21 protein-coding genes are annotated in these 14,775 nt (G+C 61.8%); 15 read left to right on the top strand and 6 right to left on the bottom strand.

Annotated features, from left to right (window positions below; genetic code table 11):
- Positions 1-76 precede the first annotated feature (76 nt).
- From F3J20_RS13305 to F3J20_RS13290, 4 genes are read left to right on the top strand one after another with little or no spacing between them, the layout of a single operon-like run.
- A complete protein-coding gene (locus tag F3J20_RS13305; RefSeq protein WP_240162791.1) occupies positions 77-562 on the top strand; it encodes a hypothetical protein in 486 nt (161 codons plus the stop codon).
- Positions 559-855, top strand: a complete 297-nt coding sequence (locus tag F3J20_RS13300) for a hypothetical protein (protein ID WP_167283570.1) — start codon at positions 559-561, stop codon at positions 853-855. Before F3J20_RS13305 ends, F3J20_RS13300 begins: the two co-directional genes overlap by 4 nt.
- 3 nt (positions 856-858) lie before the next feature.
- Positions 859-1,284: a DUF4279 domain-containing protein gene (locus tag F3J20_RS13295; RefSeq protein WP_167283569.1), complete on the top strand. Its 426-nt coding sequence runs from the start codon at positions 859-861 to the stop codon at positions 1,282-1,284.
- Between the two features lie 60 nt (positions 1,285-1,344).
- A complete protein-coding gene (locus F3J20_RS13290) occupies positions 1,345-1,614 on the top strand; it encodes a hypothetical protein (protein WP_167283568.1) in 270 nt (89 codons plus the stop codon).
- 13 nt (positions 1,615-1,627) lie between these two features.
- Here F3J20_RS13290 and F3J20_RS13285 read toward each other — a convergent pair whose 3' ends face one another.
- Positions 1,628-1,768 carry a hypothetical protein gene (locus tag F3J20_RS13285; RefSeq protein ID WP_167283567.1) on the bottom strand — a complete coding sequence of 47 codons (141 nt, stop codon included), beginning with the start codon at positions 1,766-1,768 and terminating at the stop codon, positions 1,628-1,630.
- 146 nt (positions 1,769-1,914) lie between these two features.
- Between F3J20_RS13285 and F3J20_RS13280 the strand changes: the two genes are divergently transcribed.
- The 4 genes from F3J20_RS13280 to F3J20_RS13265 all read left to right on the top strand — a co-directional run bounded on the left by F3J20_RS13280 (position 1,915) and on the right by F3J20_RS13265 (position 3,907).
- Complete coding sequence (locus tag F3J20_RS13280) at positions 1,915-2,076, top strand: hypothetical protein (RefSeq protein WP_167043125.1); 162 nt, start codon at positions 1,915-1,917, stop codon at positions 2,074-2,076.
- 137 nt (positions 2,077-2,213) lie between these two features.
- Entirely contained in the window at positions 2,214-2,699 is a 486-nt protein-coding gene (locus F3J20_RS13275) for a hypothetical protein (RefSeq protein WP_240162790.1), read from the top strand.
- Positions 2,700-3,235: 536 nt separating this feature from the next.
- Entirely contained in the window at positions 3,236-3,652 is a 417-nt protein-coding gene (locus tag F3J20_RS13270; RefSeq protein ID WP_167043128.1) for a DUF4279 domain-containing protein, read from the top strand.
- A gap of 60 nt (positions 3,653-3,712) precedes the next feature.
- A complete protein-coding gene (locus F3J20_RS13265; RefSeq protein WP_240162789.1) occupies positions 3,713-3,907 on the top strand; it encodes a hypothetical protein in 195 nt (64 codons plus the stop codon).
- Between the two features lie 88 nt (positions 3,908-3,995).
- Here F3J20_RS13265 and F3J20_RS13260 read toward each other — a convergent pair whose 3' ends face one another.
- Positions 3,996-4,142, bottom strand: a complete 147-nt coding sequence (locus tag F3J20_RS13260; RefSeq protein ID WP_167043132.1) for a hypothetical protein — start codon at positions 4,140-4,142, stop codon at positions 3,996-3,998.
- 104 nt (positions 4,143-4,246) lie between these two features.
- Here F3J20_RS13260 and F3J20_RS13255 point away from each other — a divergent pair, with 104 nt between their 5' ends.
- Together F3J20_RS13255 and F3J20_RS13250 are read left to right on the top strand one after the other, a co-directional pair.
- On the top strand, positions 4,247-4,753 hold the full coding sequence (locus F3J20_RS13255; protein ID WP_240162788.1) for a hypothetical protein: 507 nt from the start codon (positions 4,247-4,249) through the stop codon (positions 4,751-4,753).
- Positions 4,754-4,762: 9 nt separating this feature from the next.
- Positions 4,763-5,179 (top strand): DUF4279 domain-containing protein, encoded by a 417-nt coding sequence (locus F3J20_RS13250; protein WP_167043136.1) that lies wholly within the window; start codon positions 4,763-4,765, stop codon positions 5,177-5,179.
- Positions 5,180-5,209: 30 nt separating this feature from the next.
- On the opposite strand, the gene F3J20_RS13245 is transcribed toward F3J20_RS13250, so the two are convergent.
- Positions 5,210-5,347 carry a hypothetical protein gene (locus F3J20_RS13245; protein WP_167283564.1) on the bottom strand — a complete coding sequence of 46 codons (138 nt, stop codon included), beginning with the start codon at positions 5,345-5,347 and terminating at the stop codon, positions 5,210-5,212.
- Between the two features lie 494 nt (positions 5,348-5,841).
- On the opposite strand from F3J20_RS13245, the gene F3J20_RS13240 reads away from it, so the two are divergent.
- From F3J20_RS13240 to F3J20_RS13230, 3 genes are all read left to right on the top strand, one after another.
- Positions 5,842-6,168: a DUF1493 family protein gene (locus F3J20_RS13240; protein ID WP_240162787.1), complete on the top strand. Its 327-nt coding sequence runs from the start codon at positions 5,842-5,844 to the stop codon at positions 6,166-6,168.
- A 324-nt stretch (positions 6,169-6,492) separates the two neighbouring features.
- Positions 6,493-6,876 carry an RT0821/Lpp0805 family surface protein gene (locus tag F3J20_RS13235; protein WP_167043140.1) on the top strand — a complete coding sequence of 128 codons (384 nt, stop codon included), beginning with the start codon at positions 6,493-6,495 and terminating at the stop codon, positions 6,874-6,876.
- A gap of 91 nt (positions 6,877-6,967) precedes the next feature.
- Positions 6,968-7,417, top strand: a complete 450-nt coding sequence (locus tag F3J20_RS13230; RefSeq protein WP_167043142.1) for an NUDIX hydrolase — start codon at positions 6,968-6,970, stop codon at positions 7,415-7,417.
- A 48-nt stretch (positions 7,418-7,465) separates the two neighbouring features.
- On the opposite strand, the gene F3J20_RS13225 is transcribed toward F3J20_RS13230, so the two are convergent.
- Both F3J20_RS13225 and F3J20_RS13220 read right to left on the bottom strand, forming a co-directional pair.
- Positions 7,466-8,428: a transporter substrate-binding domain-containing protein gene (locus tag F3J20_RS13225; protein WP_167283563.1), complete on the bottom strand. Its 963-nt coding sequence runs from the start codon at positions 8,426-8,428 to the stop codon at positions 7,466-7,468.
- Between the two features lie 237 nt (positions 8,429-8,665).
- The gene (locus F3J20_RS13220) at positions 8,666-10,390 is read right to left on the bottom strand and encodes a glutamine--tRNA ligase/YqeY domain fusion protein (RefSeq protein WP_167283562.1); all 1,725 of its coding nucleotides are present in this window, start codon (positions 10,388-10,390) and stop codon (positions 8,666-8,668) included.
- 425 nt (positions 10,391-10,815) lie between these two features.
- On the opposite strand from F3J20_RS13220, the gene ggt reads away from it, so the two are divergent.
- Together ggt and F3J20_RS13210 are read left to right on the top strand one after the other, a co-directional pair.
- Positions 10,816-12,603: a gamma-glutamyltransferase gene (gene ggt, locus F3J20_RS13215; RefSeq protein WP_167283561.1), complete on the top strand. Its 1,788-nt coding sequence runs from the start codon at positions 10,816-10,818 to the stop codon at positions 12,601-12,603.
- Positions 12,604-12,719: 116 nt separating this feature from the next.
- Positions 12,720-13,292, top strand: a complete 573-nt coding sequence (locus tag F3J20_RS13210) for an alpha/beta hydrolase (protein WP_167283560.1) — start codon at positions 12,720-12,722, stop codon at positions 13,290-13,292.
- A gap of 82 nt (positions 13,293-13,374) precedes the next feature.
- Here the strand turns inward: F3J20_RS13210 and F3J20_RS13205 are convergent, their stop codons facing one another.
- Complete coding sequence (locus F3J20_RS13205) at positions 13,375-14,595, bottom strand: CaiB/BaiF CoA-transferase family protein (RefSeq protein WP_167043152.1); 1,221 nt, start codon at positions 14,593-14,595, stop codon at positions 13,375-13,377.
- Positions 14,596-14,775: the final 180 nt, after the last annotated feature.

The raw sequence follows: 14,775 nt of genomic DNA, 5'->3' as shown, positions 1-14,775 counted from the left end.
TGGCAAATTCGGAGTTATCTGATAGCGCGCGACCGGCCCGCGCGCTTACGGTGAACGTTTTCAACCAGTCCTGAAAATGGAGCAAATGAAACAGGAAAACGGTGGGGCGGATCGGTTGGACCAGAAAGAGTGTCTGGGTTGTCGCATTATCTATTCGATCTTTTCCAACTTCCCGCCGATGCCATCGGCACGGGCTTATAACGTCGAGACCGGCGAGTTCTTTCCGTTTGACCGGCTGCGCTCGCTGCCAACCGGTTACGAGATGGCCGAAGCCCTGGGCATCGCATGGACGTGCGATTGTCGCGGACGCTCACGAACCCCGCCGCAGAACCTCGGCCGTGCGCAGTCGTTCACCTATCAGCCCGACGCGATAGGCGAAGATGTGCAAGACGTTGCTGCGCGCGGAGTCAGCGCGGCCGAGGAAGCGGAGTGCGATGCGATATACCATGAGGAAATGACAGCCTGTTCCGCTGCTGGCGCAATGTACCGGGACCCGCGCACTTATGCGCTGTGCGCGCAACGCGCATTTGCGAATTACCAAACCTGTAGAGGTTATTCATGAGTCAACGACAAAACGCGGTTATCAGTTTCTTCGACGAACGTACCGGACAGGTCAAATTCTGCGTTGTGCCGCGACAATTCGTTCAAGCCGCGATTGATCGCGTGATGGCAATCAGCGTACCGCCGGATGCCGCTGAAAACTCCGACGTTCCATTTACAGACGAGGACGCGCGGAAACTGGGAGGCATGGCGGTCCTGAGCCTTGCCGCTGCGAATCCAGAGTTGCGGGCGCGCTTGCAAATCACAACCGAAGCCCCGATGAACTGGACACCGCCTAAGCGTCCGACTGAGTAACGGGTGTTCGCTACAAACCCACATGCCGATCCACATGCATCGTTTACGATCTATCAGGACGTTGAGCCGCCTGAATTCTGGACAAACTACTTTGGAGTCGTGCCTGATACACAGCGCATAAAGGACCAGTTCTGGCTTACATCATCGGGCCAGAAGAGTAAATTCCCGGCGCGAACCGGTCTATGGGGTGTGCGTAGCAAAGAGCATGTCCAGAGCAATCTTCTCGCCCCTCACCTTCGCTATCTTGTCCGGTGCTTGGCACTACCGCGATCGGATTTGCCAGAATTGCTTAAGCGCACTGGCGCGCATATGCGCTTCTTCTGCTACTGGTACAACGAAAGTGGCGACCGCGTGCCCGATGTGCCCGAGGATATTCGCACCATGATGGAAGCCCTCGGCGGGACCATCGAGATTGATGAATATCGATAAAGCATCGCGCGCCTCATCACAGCAAATCGGCAAGCGAGGATCAGTGTCGAGGTTACTGATATGCCCAACCCACCCCCGAAGCGCTCGTTCGTCGTGTCATTCGATGAAGAGCAGGACAAGCTCACCGTGTGCTCATTGAATGATGCGGACCTCGCACCGTTTCTGAACCGCGCCCTGAGAGCCGATTGGCCGCTGGCAGACGTCAATCATGAACTGACGGACGATGTTGCCCGGCGGCTAGGGGTGGCAGCGTTGACCGTGCTGTCGGTCTATCATCCGGCATTGAAGCCCATGCTGAAGGTCAAGATAGAGTCGCCCCCTACTGAGTGACGGCATGCCCAATTCATTGCGCAGGAGCGGGGGCAGTGTCGCGGGTTTCGATCTCGCGTTCTTCGCCCGGCTCAAGCCGCGAATCGTTGATGGTGTCACCGTCGATGATGACGCGGATCGGCGCGCGGCCATCGTTGTACACGTTGATTTGCATTTGCATGTTCTGCATCAGGGGTTAGCCCTCGGCGGGCGAAGATTCGGAGTTGTCTGATTGCGGCGCGCGCGGCGCACATTGACCCTTCATCAATACATAGGGTTCATGTCACGGGATCGAAAAAGGAACGGCGGCACGCGCGACGTATGGTGAAGAAGGCCCGCCGCCTGTGCGCTTCAATCGAGGTCATCGCTAACGCGGTCGTGAGTTCGACGGCCAGCGAGAAGACGAAAAGCATCGCCGCGTCGGTCGCTTACGTCGCTGCCATCGCGCGCGACGACCTGGCGGCATTGCGGAACGCGCTCTAAGGGGTTACCGGCCTTGAAAGTGAGGGAGTTTGTTGAGCAGGCTTGCGAAGGCCTGCTTGATCGGCGCGGGGTGGTGCTCACCGGCACAGGGAACCCGCTGCATAGCGGAGTCCCTGACTGATGCCAGGTGTCTGAAAATGGAGCAAATGAAACAGGAAAACGGTTGGGCGGATTGGTTGGACCAGAAAGAGTGCCAGAGTTGTCGCATTACCTATTCGATCTATTCCAACTTCCCGCCGATGCCATCATCGGCACGGGCTTATAACGTCGAGACCGGCGAGTTCTTTCCGTTTGACCGGATGCGCTCGCTACCAACCGGTTTCGCTATGCTCGAAGCACAGGGGCTCGCATGGACGTGCAATTGTCGCGGACGCTCACAGAAACGCTTCGATGAACAGCCGTTCCAGTACGTCGAGGGTACAACGGGCCGCGACGTGCAGCAGATTGTGGCGCGCGGAGTCAGCGCGGCCGAGGAAGCGGAGTGCGATGCGCAATATGCGTTAGAAATGGAACTGTGCAATGTAAATCGCGCGATGGCAGGCGGAGATTTTCGGGCGTGGAAGAAATGCTCGGATGACGCCTTCTCTAACTATCAAGCCTGTCGTGGGTATGGAGGATTCTGACTTGGGAACGAAAGACCGTGCAGTAATCACTTTTTATGACGATGCAACACAAACCGTAAAAACTTGTGTGGTCCTTCGTGATCGCGTACAAAGTGCAATCGACAGAGCTGTAGCACATACCGTCGAGCCGGAAGATTCTGGTGCGCCCGTAACAGATGAGCACGCCAGGCTTCTCGGTGGAACCTCATTTCTCATTCTTGCCGCAGGCTACCCGGAATTGCGGCCCCGCCTCCAAATTACGACCAAGGAGCCAATGGACTGGACACCGCCTAAGCCCCCTACTGAGTAATGGGTGTTCGCTACAAACTCACATGCCGATCCTCGCGAGTCGGCTTTTCTGAGCACGAACAATCCGGACTACGCAGCGAAGATGCTAGGGTATGACCGCAAGACGTTCGGAAAAATCTTGCACATGTTCAAGCCACGCAATGGTTTGGGCCCAGCCGATAACCTCATCTGGCATGACAACGGTGACGTGTATTTTAAGGGTAGCTACATCGGAAATTTTCATGATTGGGCAGACTGAGATAACTCCAATGAAAGACCATCAACTTGCACACGCGACCTTCTACATTTCTGGAGACTCATTGGAGCCAACTTTCTGGTCGGAGTACTTTAACGTCAAGCCAGATGTGGCGATTACCAAGGGCCAGCCGTTCATAACGCCGTCTGGACGACCGAGCCGCGTTCCGGGCCGCGTTGGCCTTTGGGGGATAGGCAGTGAAGTCGCCGTCCGTAGCAACTCGCTAGAGCCGCATTTGCGTTACCTCGTTGGGCGTCTTGGTCTGCCGCGTGCCGATCTTCGCCAGATACTCGTAGACAACGGCGCTCGAATGCGCTTCTTCTGCTATTGGTACAACGAAAGCGGCAACCGTGTGCCGGATATCCCGGAGGATATCCGCGCGATGATGGAAGCCCTCGGCGGGACCATCGAGATTGATGAATATCGATAGAGCGTCGCGCGCCTGATCACAGCAAATCGGCAAGCGAGGACCAGTGTCGAGGTTACTGATATGCCCAACCCACCCCCGAAGCGCTCGTTCGTCGTGTCATTCGATGAAGAGCAGGACAAGCTCACCGTGTGCTCATTGAATGATGCGGACCTCGCACCGTTTCTGAACCGCGCCCTGAGAGCCGATTGGCCGCTGGCAGACGTCAATCATGAACTGACGGACGATGTTGCCCGGCGGCTAGGGGGGCAGCGTTGACCGTGCTGTCGGTCTATCATCCGGCATTGAAGCCCATGCTGAAGGTCAAGATAGAGTCGCCCCCCTACTGAGTGACAGCACGCCCAATTCATTGCGCAAGAGCGGGGGCAGTGTCGCGGGTTTCGATCTCGCGTTCTTCGCCCCGTTCGAGCGTCGAGTCGTTTACGTTGTCGCCGTCGATGATGACGCGGATCGGCGCGCGGCCATCGTTGTACACGTTGGTTTGCCTTTGCATGTTCTCCATCAGGGGTTAGCCCTTCAGCGGGCAAATTCGGAGTTATCTGATAGCGCGCGACCGGCCCGCGCGCTTACGGTGAACGTTTTCAACCAGTCCTGAAAATGGAGCAAATGAAACAGGAAAACGGTGGGGCGGATCGGTTGGACCAGAAAGAGTGTCTGGGTTGTCGCATTATCTATTCGATCTTTTCCAACTTCCCGCCGATGCCATCGGCACGGGCTTATAACGTCGAGACCGGCGAGTTCTTTCCGTTTGACCGGCTGCGCTCGCTGCCAACCGGTTACGAGATGGCCGAAGCCCTGGGCATCGCATGGACGTGCGATTGTCGCGGATGCTCACGAACCCCGCCGCAGAACCTCGGCCGTGCGCAGTCGTTCGAATACACACCGGACGCGCCCAGCGGCGATGCTGAACAAGTAGCCGGAACGACGAATGAAAAGTACGCCAGGAAAATGTTCGGCTACGATAGTTCAACATTCCGGGACATGATTCATAGATTCAAGGACGATAATGGTTTTAGTCCAAAGGACGACCTCGAATTTGAGAAAAACGGCGATGTGTATTTTAACGGCGAATATGTTGATAATTTCCATGCCTACAACAATTGAGAGATATGTATGACAAAAGAACGGCTTGCATCGGCGAGTTTTACCATAACAGGGGATTATGTCGTACCTGAATGGTGGACACAGTATTTCGGCGTAACACCAGATAAAGCCGCAATGAAGGGCGAACCGCTCCGTGACCCGACCGGACAAAACCGCGATTTGAAGCGACGAACGGGTATTTGGTCAATCAAAAGCGAAAAGGCCGTCGATAGTGACAAGCTGGAACCGCATCTTCGCTATCTGGTTCAACGCTTGGGATTGCCACGGCACGACATGAAGGTGCACATTGAAAACATCAGGGCGAAAGTTAGATTTTTCTGTTACTGGGTCAATGAAAGTGGCGACCGCGTGCCCGATGTACCCGATGATATCCGCACGATGATGGAAGCGATGGGTGGCACGGTCGAGATTGATGAATATCGGTAGAGTATCGCGCGACGAGCATCGCGCGCCTCATCACAGCAAATCGGCAAGCGAGAGCTTGCCGTTCTGATCAACCATCATGCGTTTCCCATGTGTCTGCCCATCGAGCAGGGTGAAATAGTCCTCATCGGTGAGCGGCACATGCGGCACGTTTTCCAGTGGTTCGCTCACGTCGCTAACGGTGGCACGATAACGGCGCTGTTCGACGTCAAAAAGAATACGTCACGATAAGAGCCGCGCAACGAGTGCAAACGTTGATCAGTTCAATGAGTACCGCAATCTTTCCCCCGGCTCACTGTTCATTTTGGTCGCGATGGACCAGACGAAAATTCAATTAGTCTTCGCAGACCTGGCTGCTGTTGCGACCTGGCTTTTGAGCCTGAATGACGTGCCTGTCCCGGGAAAGATGAAAACAGCAACGGAAGGTACTTCTGTCATGTCTATTTTCTTTCGTAGCGTAATCAGGAAACGCTTCCCGAAGCGGGTTCCTGGTTTGACAGTGTTCACTTGAGTTACCAGGAGAATTCGCTATACAAGAAGCCTTGGCGCGTGGATTGGCCGTGCTATTCCAGTAGCGGACCTTGTATTTATGGGCTATGACGCCACGCTCATCATGTACCGCACAGTAAAGCGCTATAACGCGTTAGTTAAACCGGAGGACAGGCTTGGCCAATGATCCACAATGGGATGCGCTCCTTGCCTTCACGCGTGAAGAGATTGGCGCGCCCTGGTGGGGCAAGGCAATCACGCTCACGCTGTCGACAAGCATCAATGACGATCTGGGCATCGACCGTGACGATGCAGTTGAGTTCATGCAGAAGTTCTTTGACCGGTTCAATGTCGTGGGCATGGAAAACTTCCCCCTTCATCGTTACTTCGGCCCCGAAGGCAATGCGCTTCTTGCCCTGCTCCTCGTTCCGATGCTTGTCGTGGCTTTCGTCAGTTTCGTGCTCAGGCTTAAGCCAGGAAACCTGTTACCCCGCCCACGTTGACTCTCGGCATGCTGCTCGATGCGATACGCGTGGGCCGATGGGATACCAAAGCCATTGAATGCGCGCGCAAGCCGCGCATTTAGCCTTTTGTCAGATTCGAAGGGAGCAACATGAAACACCGTGAGGCTACCGAGCCCCTCCTGCCGTACCCGTCAATCAGGCGCCGAGCCCGGTCATGTCGACCGCGCTTTTTGCTTTCTGGCGTCCGCGCAGCCACGGTGATCGCCACGCAGTCTCCCGAGGCGTGCATGCTATGCTTTTGAGGTCAGGATCAAAAGCCGCCGCGCGCGTGAGCGCCACACATACTTTCGAGGAGAACCCGTTATGTCGATGCGAACCCGTGTGTTGTTCCAACTGAGTGCCGCGAGCCTGCTGCTCGGCGCCGCCGTCGGCGCGCAAGCGGCGAACCTCGGTTTTCTGAACGATACGCCGATCACCTACATGAAGCAGCGCGACGTCGACTCGATCAAGCACGCGGTCGTCAGCGCGCTCGACGAGAAGAAGGACGGCGAGAGCCTCACGTGGGTCAACGAGGGCACCGGCAACAGCGTGAAGATCGACGCGAACATCACGGTGGACAGCACCTCGACCGACGGCGGGCGCACCTGCCGCAGCCTTGTCGTCGCGCTCAATGCGAAGGGGCAATCGATGAATCTGCGTCCGAACTTCTGCAAGGAAGGTGGCGCCTGGAAACTGCAGAAGCGCTGAGCATGCGCGAGATGACGGTGGCGCGGCGCCGTGCGGTCGCGGCGCGTCATGGCGCTGAGCAGGCAGGCAGCGGGGTGGCCGGGGTGCGGAGGTGAGCCCGCGCATCGTGTCGTGCGGAATCGTGCTGCTCGACCCGCACGGCCGCGTGCTGCTCGCGCATGCCACCGAAACGTCGCACTGGGACATCCCGAAAGGACACGGCGAGGAAGGCGAATCGCCCGACGTCACGGCGTTGCGCGAGATGGTCGAGGAGACCGGCATCGCGCTCGGGCCCGAACGCCTGAAGGATTTGGGCCTGTTCGTCTATCGGCGCGACAAGGACCTGCATCTGTTCGCCGCGCGCGCGAGCGCCGGCGAATTCGATCTGAGCGCCTGCATCTGCACGTCGATGTTTCCGCGCCGCTCGGACGGTACGCTGATCCCCGAAATGGATGCGTATCGCTGGGCGTCGATCGAGGAAATCCCGCGCTATGCGAGCCGCAGCCTCACGCGTCTGTTCGAGACGACGCTGTCGCTCGCGGAGCTGCATCGCTCGCTATGAGCCGCCTATGCGCGACGGATGACCCGCGCGCCCGGTCTGAACCCGGCCCTAATCGAGCGCGCGGTCGTTCGGATGCGCGAACAGCGCGCGGTTCGCGTCCGAGAGCGGGAAATTGATGTTGATGCCAAGCGGCGGAATCGGCTGGGTGAACCACTGCCTGTACAGACGTTCCGCGTCGCCCGAGATCTGCGTGCGCGCGATGACGCGGTTCACGAGATTGCGGAACGGCTCGTCGCCTTTGCGGAACATGCACGCGTAGACTTCGTAGCCGAGCGGCGTGCCCGTCACGATGAAGTCGCCGGGATGCGGATCGGCCGCCTTGAAGCCGTACAGGATCGGCTCGTCCATCACGAAAGCCGCCACGCGGCCTTCCTTGAGCGCGGTGAACGCTTCCTGATGATCGCGCGCGCTCACGATGCGCATGTTCAACTGCTTGTCGGTATTGAGGCTGCGCAGCAGACGCTCGTCGGACGTGCCCGCCGTCGTCACGACCGGCTTCGCGGCCAGGTCCGCGAAATCGCTGATGCCGCTGTTCCTGCGCGCGATCATGCGTACCGCGTACTGGAAGAAGCTGTTCGAGAAGGCGGCGACGTTTTCGCGCTCGATCGTATGCGTGGTCGAGCCGCATTCGAGATCGATCTGGTTGTTCATCAGCATCGGCGTGCGGTTCGCCGAGGTCACTGTGACTTCGTGAACCCGCAGTTGCGGCATGCCGAGCGCCTTTCTGATTTCGTCGACGATCTGCAGCGCGATCGTCTGCGAGTAGCCGACCGTGTGCTTGCCGTCGAAATACGAGAACGGAATCGAGGCTTCGCGCACGCCCAGCAGGACCACGCCGTCGTCGTGGATTTTTTTCAGCGTGCCGGTGAGTTCGTCCGCGTGGGCCGGACCGCCGAATGCGAGCGCCGTGCATGCGGCCAGTGCCGCGAGCGCGCCGCGCGTGAAGCGCGGGCGGTGTGTGATTGGAACCGTCTTCCCAGGACCTGCCTCGCGGCGGGCTGCAATTTTCATCGGATCTCCCGGACCGGCACGTTCGGGCGAGCGTGCAGTGAGTGTCGATCGAACATCATGCAACCATCATGCAACGAAAAGGCGTGCATCCCCTGGACAGGGATGCACGCCGCATGCAGCCTGGCGCATCGAGCCGACGTCGACATGCTCGGGCAGGCGCGCTTAAGACCCGCTTAAGTCCGAAGCGTCCGTTATGCCTGTAATGCCGCGAACGCGACGCTCAAGCTTAACACCAGCTTACGCCGGCTTGCCCCAACTGTCGCGCAGACTGACGATACGGTTGAAGACGGGCTTACCCGGCTGCGAATCGACGCGGTCGGCGACGAAATAGCCGTGGCGCTCGAACTGGTAGCGCTGTTCCGGCAAGGCATGGCGCGCGCCCGTTTCGAGGTAGGCCTGCACGACGCGCTTCGAGTCCGGGTTCAGCGCTTCGAGGAAGTCGCGCCCGCCCGCGTCCGGTTGCGGCTCCTTGAAGAGCCGGTCGTAGATGCGCACTTCGGCCGGGCAGGCCGCTGCCGCGCTGACCCAGTGGATGTTGCCCTTGACCTTGTAGTTGTTCGCGCCTTCGGTGCCCGATTTGCTGTCCGGGAAGTAGTTGCAGTGCACCGCGACGACGTTGCCGTGCTCGTCCTTGTCCGCGTGCGTGCATTCGATCACGTAGCCGTAGCGCAGGCGCACCCTGTTGCCCGGGAACAGGCGGAAGTAGCCCTTCGGCGGCGTCTCCGTGAAGTCATCGCGCTCGATCCACAGTTCGCGCGAAATCGGAAACTCGCGCACGCCGTGTTCCGGGTGATGCGGATGCACGGGCGCGCTGCACGGCTCGGTGAGATTCTCGGGGAAGTTGTCGATGATGAGCTTGACCGGATCGAGCACGGCGACGGTGCGCGGCGCCTTCGCGTCGAGGTCGTCGCGCAGCGCGCCTTCGAACACGCTCATGTCGATCCACGAGTCGACCTTGGTCACGCCGATGCGTTCGCAGAACAGCTGGATCGACTCGGGCGTGAAGCCGCGCCGCCGCACGCCGACGATCGTCGGCATGCGCGGGTCGTCCCAGCCGTCCACGTGACCTTCGTTGACGAGTTGCAGCAGCTTGCGTTTGCTCGTGATCGCGTAGGTCAGGTTCAGGCGCGAAAACTCGATTTGCTGCGGCAGCGGACGCCTGAAGATACCGGCTTCGGCGAGTTCGTTGAGGATCCAGTCGTAAAGTGGCCGATGGTCTTCGAACTCGAGCGTGCACAGCGAATGCGTGATGTTTTCGAGCGCGTCCGAGATGCAGTGCGTGTAGTCGTACATCGGGTACACGCACCAGGCGTCGCCGGTGCGGTAGTGATGCGCGAAACGGATGCGGTAGATGACCGGGTCGCGCATGTTGAAGTTCGGCGAGCTCATGTCGATCTTCGCGCGCAGCACGTGCTCGCCTTCCTTGAACTCGCCCGCCTTCATGCGGCGGAACAGGTCGAGGTTCTCCTCGACCGGGCGCTCGCGGAACCGCGACGGCGTGCCGACTTCGGTGGCCGAACCGCGGTTCGCGCGGATTTCCTCGGCCGACTGGCTGTCGACGTAGGCCTTGCCGCGCTGGATCAGCAACTCGGCGTATTCGTACAGCTTGTCGTAGTAGTCGCTCGCGTAGTACAGATGCTCCGTGTGGTCCTTTTGCCACTCGAAGCCGAGCCAGCGCACCGAGTCGATGATCGACTCGACGTACTCGACGCTTTCCTTTTCCGGATTGGTGTCGTCGAAGCGCAGATGGCACACGCCGCCGTAGCTGCGCGCGACGCCGAAATTCAGGCAGATGCTCTTCGCGTGACCGATGTGCAGATAGCCGTTCGGCTCGGGCGGGAAGCGCGTTTCGACGCGCTGGGCCCATTTGCCGCTGCGGTTGTCGTCGTCGATGATGTTGCGGATGAAATTGGAGGCCGTTGGCGCGTCGTTGCGGTCGGCGTCTTTGCGTTCGGTATTCATGCGAAAAGGTGAGAGTCCGTGGGGCCGCGCAATGCGCCCGCCAAGCCTCTGATTCTACCTGACGAGCCCGCTCGCGACAGGCCGATGCGGCGCGCGGCCCACGCTCGGGCGCGTTTGGCGCGAGGCAGGGGCGGTAAGCGGCGGCGCGGGGCGGCGAAAGCGGCGCTGTAACAGGAGGTAAATCGGGTTGGCCGGCCTGGCTAGGGCGGCTTAGGATCGTGCGGCGCGGCGGGCTTGCCGGGCCCGTGGTTCATCGTCCGCGCGCAGGCTTGGCCGGTACGGCCGGCTTGGGTGCCGGCCGCATCGGTTACCCTATCGGTTACGTTGTATCGGCCGTCCCGTATCGGCTTCTCCCATAGCCGCCGCCTTGCGCGAACCGCTGCCGTTCGTGCACCATGCTCGCCTCGTTGCCGGAGTTTTCTCGGATGCCTGTCCTGACGCACGGCGCGTCCCGCGCGCCTTTCGCCCGCGCTTTCGCGCGCGCCCGTTGTTCTTCCCGCACCCGCGGCACGCTCGCCGCGGCGTGGTTCGCCGCCTGTGCCGGCAGTCTCGTCGCACCGCTGCCCGCCGCGGCGAAAACGTCACCGCCGCCGAAGCCCGCGCTCGACGCGGCGGCGGTGGCCGTGCCCGACAGCTACAGCGCCGATGCCGCGCAGCAGATTTTCGCCGTGGGCGGCAACGCGGTCGATGCCGCCGTCGCGATCGCCTTCACACTTGCCGTGACGCGGCCCGATGCGGGCAACCTCGGCGGCGGCGGGTTCATGACGCTGTTCGTCGACGGCAAGCCGTATTTCCTCGACTATCGCGAGCGCGCGCCGCAGCAGGCGACCCGCGACATGTATCTCGACGACAAGGGCAACGTCCAGCCCGGCATGAGCACGGTCGGCTATCGCGCGGTGGCGGTGCCAGGCACCGTCGACGGCATGTGGGAAGCGCAGCGCCGTTTCGGCAAGCTCAAATGGAAGCAGGTGCTCGCGCCCGCGATCCACTACGCGACCGATGGCTTTCAGGTCGATCGGCGCTTGCAGCAGCGCCGCGATGCGGCCGCGAAAAGTTTCGCCGGCCGGACCAACTTCGACGCCTATTTCGCGAACCTGAAGGCAGGCGCGACGCTGCGTCAGCCGGAGCTTGCGCAGACGCTCTCGCGCATCGCGAGCGACGGCGGCCGCGAATTCTACGAAGGCCGCACCGTGGAGCTGATCGCGCAGCAGATGTACGGGCACGGCCTCGTCACGAAACAGGACCTGCTGCAGTACAAGGCGCTATGGCGCGAGCCGCTTGCCGCCGACTGGAACGGCTACCGCGTGATTACCGCGCCGCCGCCGGGCTCGGGCGGCATCGGGCTGATCCAGATGCTGAAGATGCGCGCCGCGCTGGCGCCCGCGTTCGACGGCCTCGCGCTGAATTCGGCGCCGTACATCCACCTGGTCGCGCAGATCGAGGACCGCGTGTTCGCCGACCGGCAGCGCTACATCGGCGACCCGGACGCCGCGCCGGTACCGGCCGCGAGATTGATCGACGACGCGTACCTCGCGCAACGCGCGAGCGAAGTCAAACCCGACGCGGTGCCGGGCGCGCCGGTCACGCCCGGCCTTGGCGACGGCGCGGTGGAGAAGGCGCAGACCACGCATTTCTCGGTGGTCGACAAATGGGGCAATGCCGTCTCGAACACCTACACGCTGAACGGCGATTTCGGCTCGGGCGTCGTCGTGGACGGCGGCGGCTTCCTGCTCAACGATGCGATGGACGACTTCGTCACCAAGCCGGCCGGCGCGGATGGCGCGGCCGCGACGTCGCGCGCCGCCGGGGCGGAGCTCGACACGATCGCTCCGGGACGCCGCCCGATTTCGTCGATGACGCCGACGCTGCTGCTGAAGGACGGCAAGATCGCGCTCGCGATCGGCACGCCCGGCGGCTCGCGCATTCTCACGACGCTCTTCCAGGTGATGACGAACCTGTACGACTTCGGCATGACGCCGGCCGACGCGCTTGCGGCCATGCGGTTTCATCACCAGTTGCTGCCGCCGAAGACGATCTATTTCGAGCCGTATCATCCGGCGCCGGACGATCTGGCGGCGCAGTTGAAAGCGCTCGGCTATACGGTCGAGCAGCAGTCGTTCGACGGCGACGTGCAGATGATCCGGGTCGACGGCACGACGCCCGAGCCCGCGAGCGATCCGCGCGGCGTCGGGGTCGCGCGGGTGATACGGTAGGCGGTTCGACCGAGCGGGCTGCAACGGACGTAGCCGTTGACGGACGCGCGGCGGCTTTGTCGTATTCGTCACGGAGTTGCCATGGACATACCAAACACGGGGCGCAGGGAAGCGCGATGAGCGGACATAAACTGAACACACTCGTGCTGCCGGGGTATCTGAATTCCGGCGCCGGTCATTGGCAAACGCGCTGGGAAACGCTCGATCCCGCGTTCGTGCGCGTGCGGATGCCCGACTGGGCGCATCCTTCGCGCGACGCATGGTGCCGCACGCTCGACGCCGCGGTGGCCGCCGCCGCCGCGCCGGTCGTGTTCGCCGCCCATAGCCTCGGCTGCCTGACGGCGGCATTCTGGGCCACGCAGTACGCGAGCGCGGCGCAACTCGCGAAGGTGGCGGGCGCATTGCTGGTCGCGCTGCCCGATCCCACCGGGCCGCATTTTCCGCAGGACGCGACCGGCTTTGCGCCGGTGCCGCTCGCGCGGCTGCCGTTCGCGAGCATCGTCGTCGCGAGCAGCGACGATCCGTATGGCGGCGTGCCGTTTTCGCAGGCCTGCGCGAGCGCATGGGGCAGCCGCTGGATCGACCTCGGCGCGCGCGGCCATATCAACGCGGACAGCGGCCTCGGCGATTGGGACGAAGGGCGCAGCTGGCTGGCTTCGCTGGCCCCGTCGCGCGGAGTTCGGGCTTAATGCGGGCTTAATGGCACCGATGGCTGAGCCAGAATCTGGGGCGGGACATCCGTGAGGCCGGCGCGGCCCGCAGCCTTTTCCGTCAAATCACCGATTTCCCTCTCAACGCCTCGATCCGCGCCGCGTCATACCCGAGCACGTCGCGCAAGACGTGCTCGGTATGTTCGCCGAGCAGCGGCGGATGGCTCAGCGCCTCGGGCGGCGTGCCCGTCATATTGATCGGATTGCGCACGAGCTTGACCGTGCCGCCCGACGGATGCGGCAGATCGACCCGCAGGCCGCGCGCCACCACCTGCTCGTTCTCGAACACCTCGCCGAGGTCGTTGATCGGCCCGCACGGCACGCCCGCCGCTTCGAGCGCGCCGATCCATTGCTGCTTGCCTTGCAGGCGCACCATGTCCGCGAGGATCGGCACGAGTACGTCGCGGTTGCGCACACGCGCCGGATTGGTCGCGAAGCGCTCGTCGTCGGCGAGTTCCGGCTGCCCGCCCGCCTCGACGAACTTGCGGAACTGCCCGTCGTTGCCGACCGCGACGATGATCCAGCCGTCGCTCGTCTGGAAGGTCTGGTAGGGCACGATGTTCGGATGCGCATTGCCCCAGCGCAGGGGCGGCTGGCCGCTCGCGAGGTAGTTCGAGTTCATGTTGGCGAGCATCGCGACCTGCACGTCGAGCAGCGCCATGTCGATGTATTGGCCCTCGCCCGTGCGATCGCGGTGCGTGAGCGCGGTCAGCACGGCGATCGTCGAATACATGCCGGTCATGAGGTCGGCGATCGCGACGCCGGCTTTCTGCGGGCCGCCGCCCGGCTGGCCGTCGCGCTCGCCGGTAATGCTCATGAAGCCGCCGATGCCCTGCACGATGAAGTCGTAGCCGGCGCGCTGCGCATACGGCCCGGTCTGTCCGAAGCCCGTGACCGAGCAGTAGACGAGGTCGGGCTTCACCGCCTTGAGCGATTCGTAGTCGAGCCCGTACTTCTTCAGCTGGCCGACTTTGTAGTTTTCGAGCACCACGTCGCTTTGCGCGGCCAGCTCGCGGACGATGCGCTGGCCCTCGGGCGAGGCGATGTCGACCGTGACCGAGCGCTTGTTGCGGTTCGCCGCGAGATAGTAGGCGGCTTCGCGCGTGTCCGCGCCTTCGGGCGTTTTCAGATAGGGCGGGCCCCAGTGGCGCGTGTCGTCGCCGACCTCGGGACGTTCGATCTTGATGACGTCGGCGCCGAAATCGGCGAGTGTCTGCGCGCACCACGGGCCGGCGAGCACGCGGGTGAGATCCAGCACGCGGATATGACTGAGAGCGCCCATATTTCTGCATGTCTCCTGATTTTTTAGCGGTGCCAAGCGAGGTTTCGTGTGCGTTTCGATGGATGGGCCATCTTAAGCGATTCCCACGCGCGGGCGCAGTCGTCCGAACGTCATAGTGCCGCTCGGACGATGGGACACGCCGCGCGGCTGTCACGCCGAGCCCGCTTCGCCCTGGCCGGA

This window comes from Paraburkholderia sp. Cy-641 (genome assembly GCF_011752945.1).
GTDB lineage: Bacteria > Pseudomonadota > Gammaproteobacteria > Burkholderiales > Burkholderiaceae > Paraburkholderia.
The sequence above is the reverse complement of the archived record's forward strand: the minus strand, read 5'-3'. Positions and strand labels throughout refer to the sequence as shown.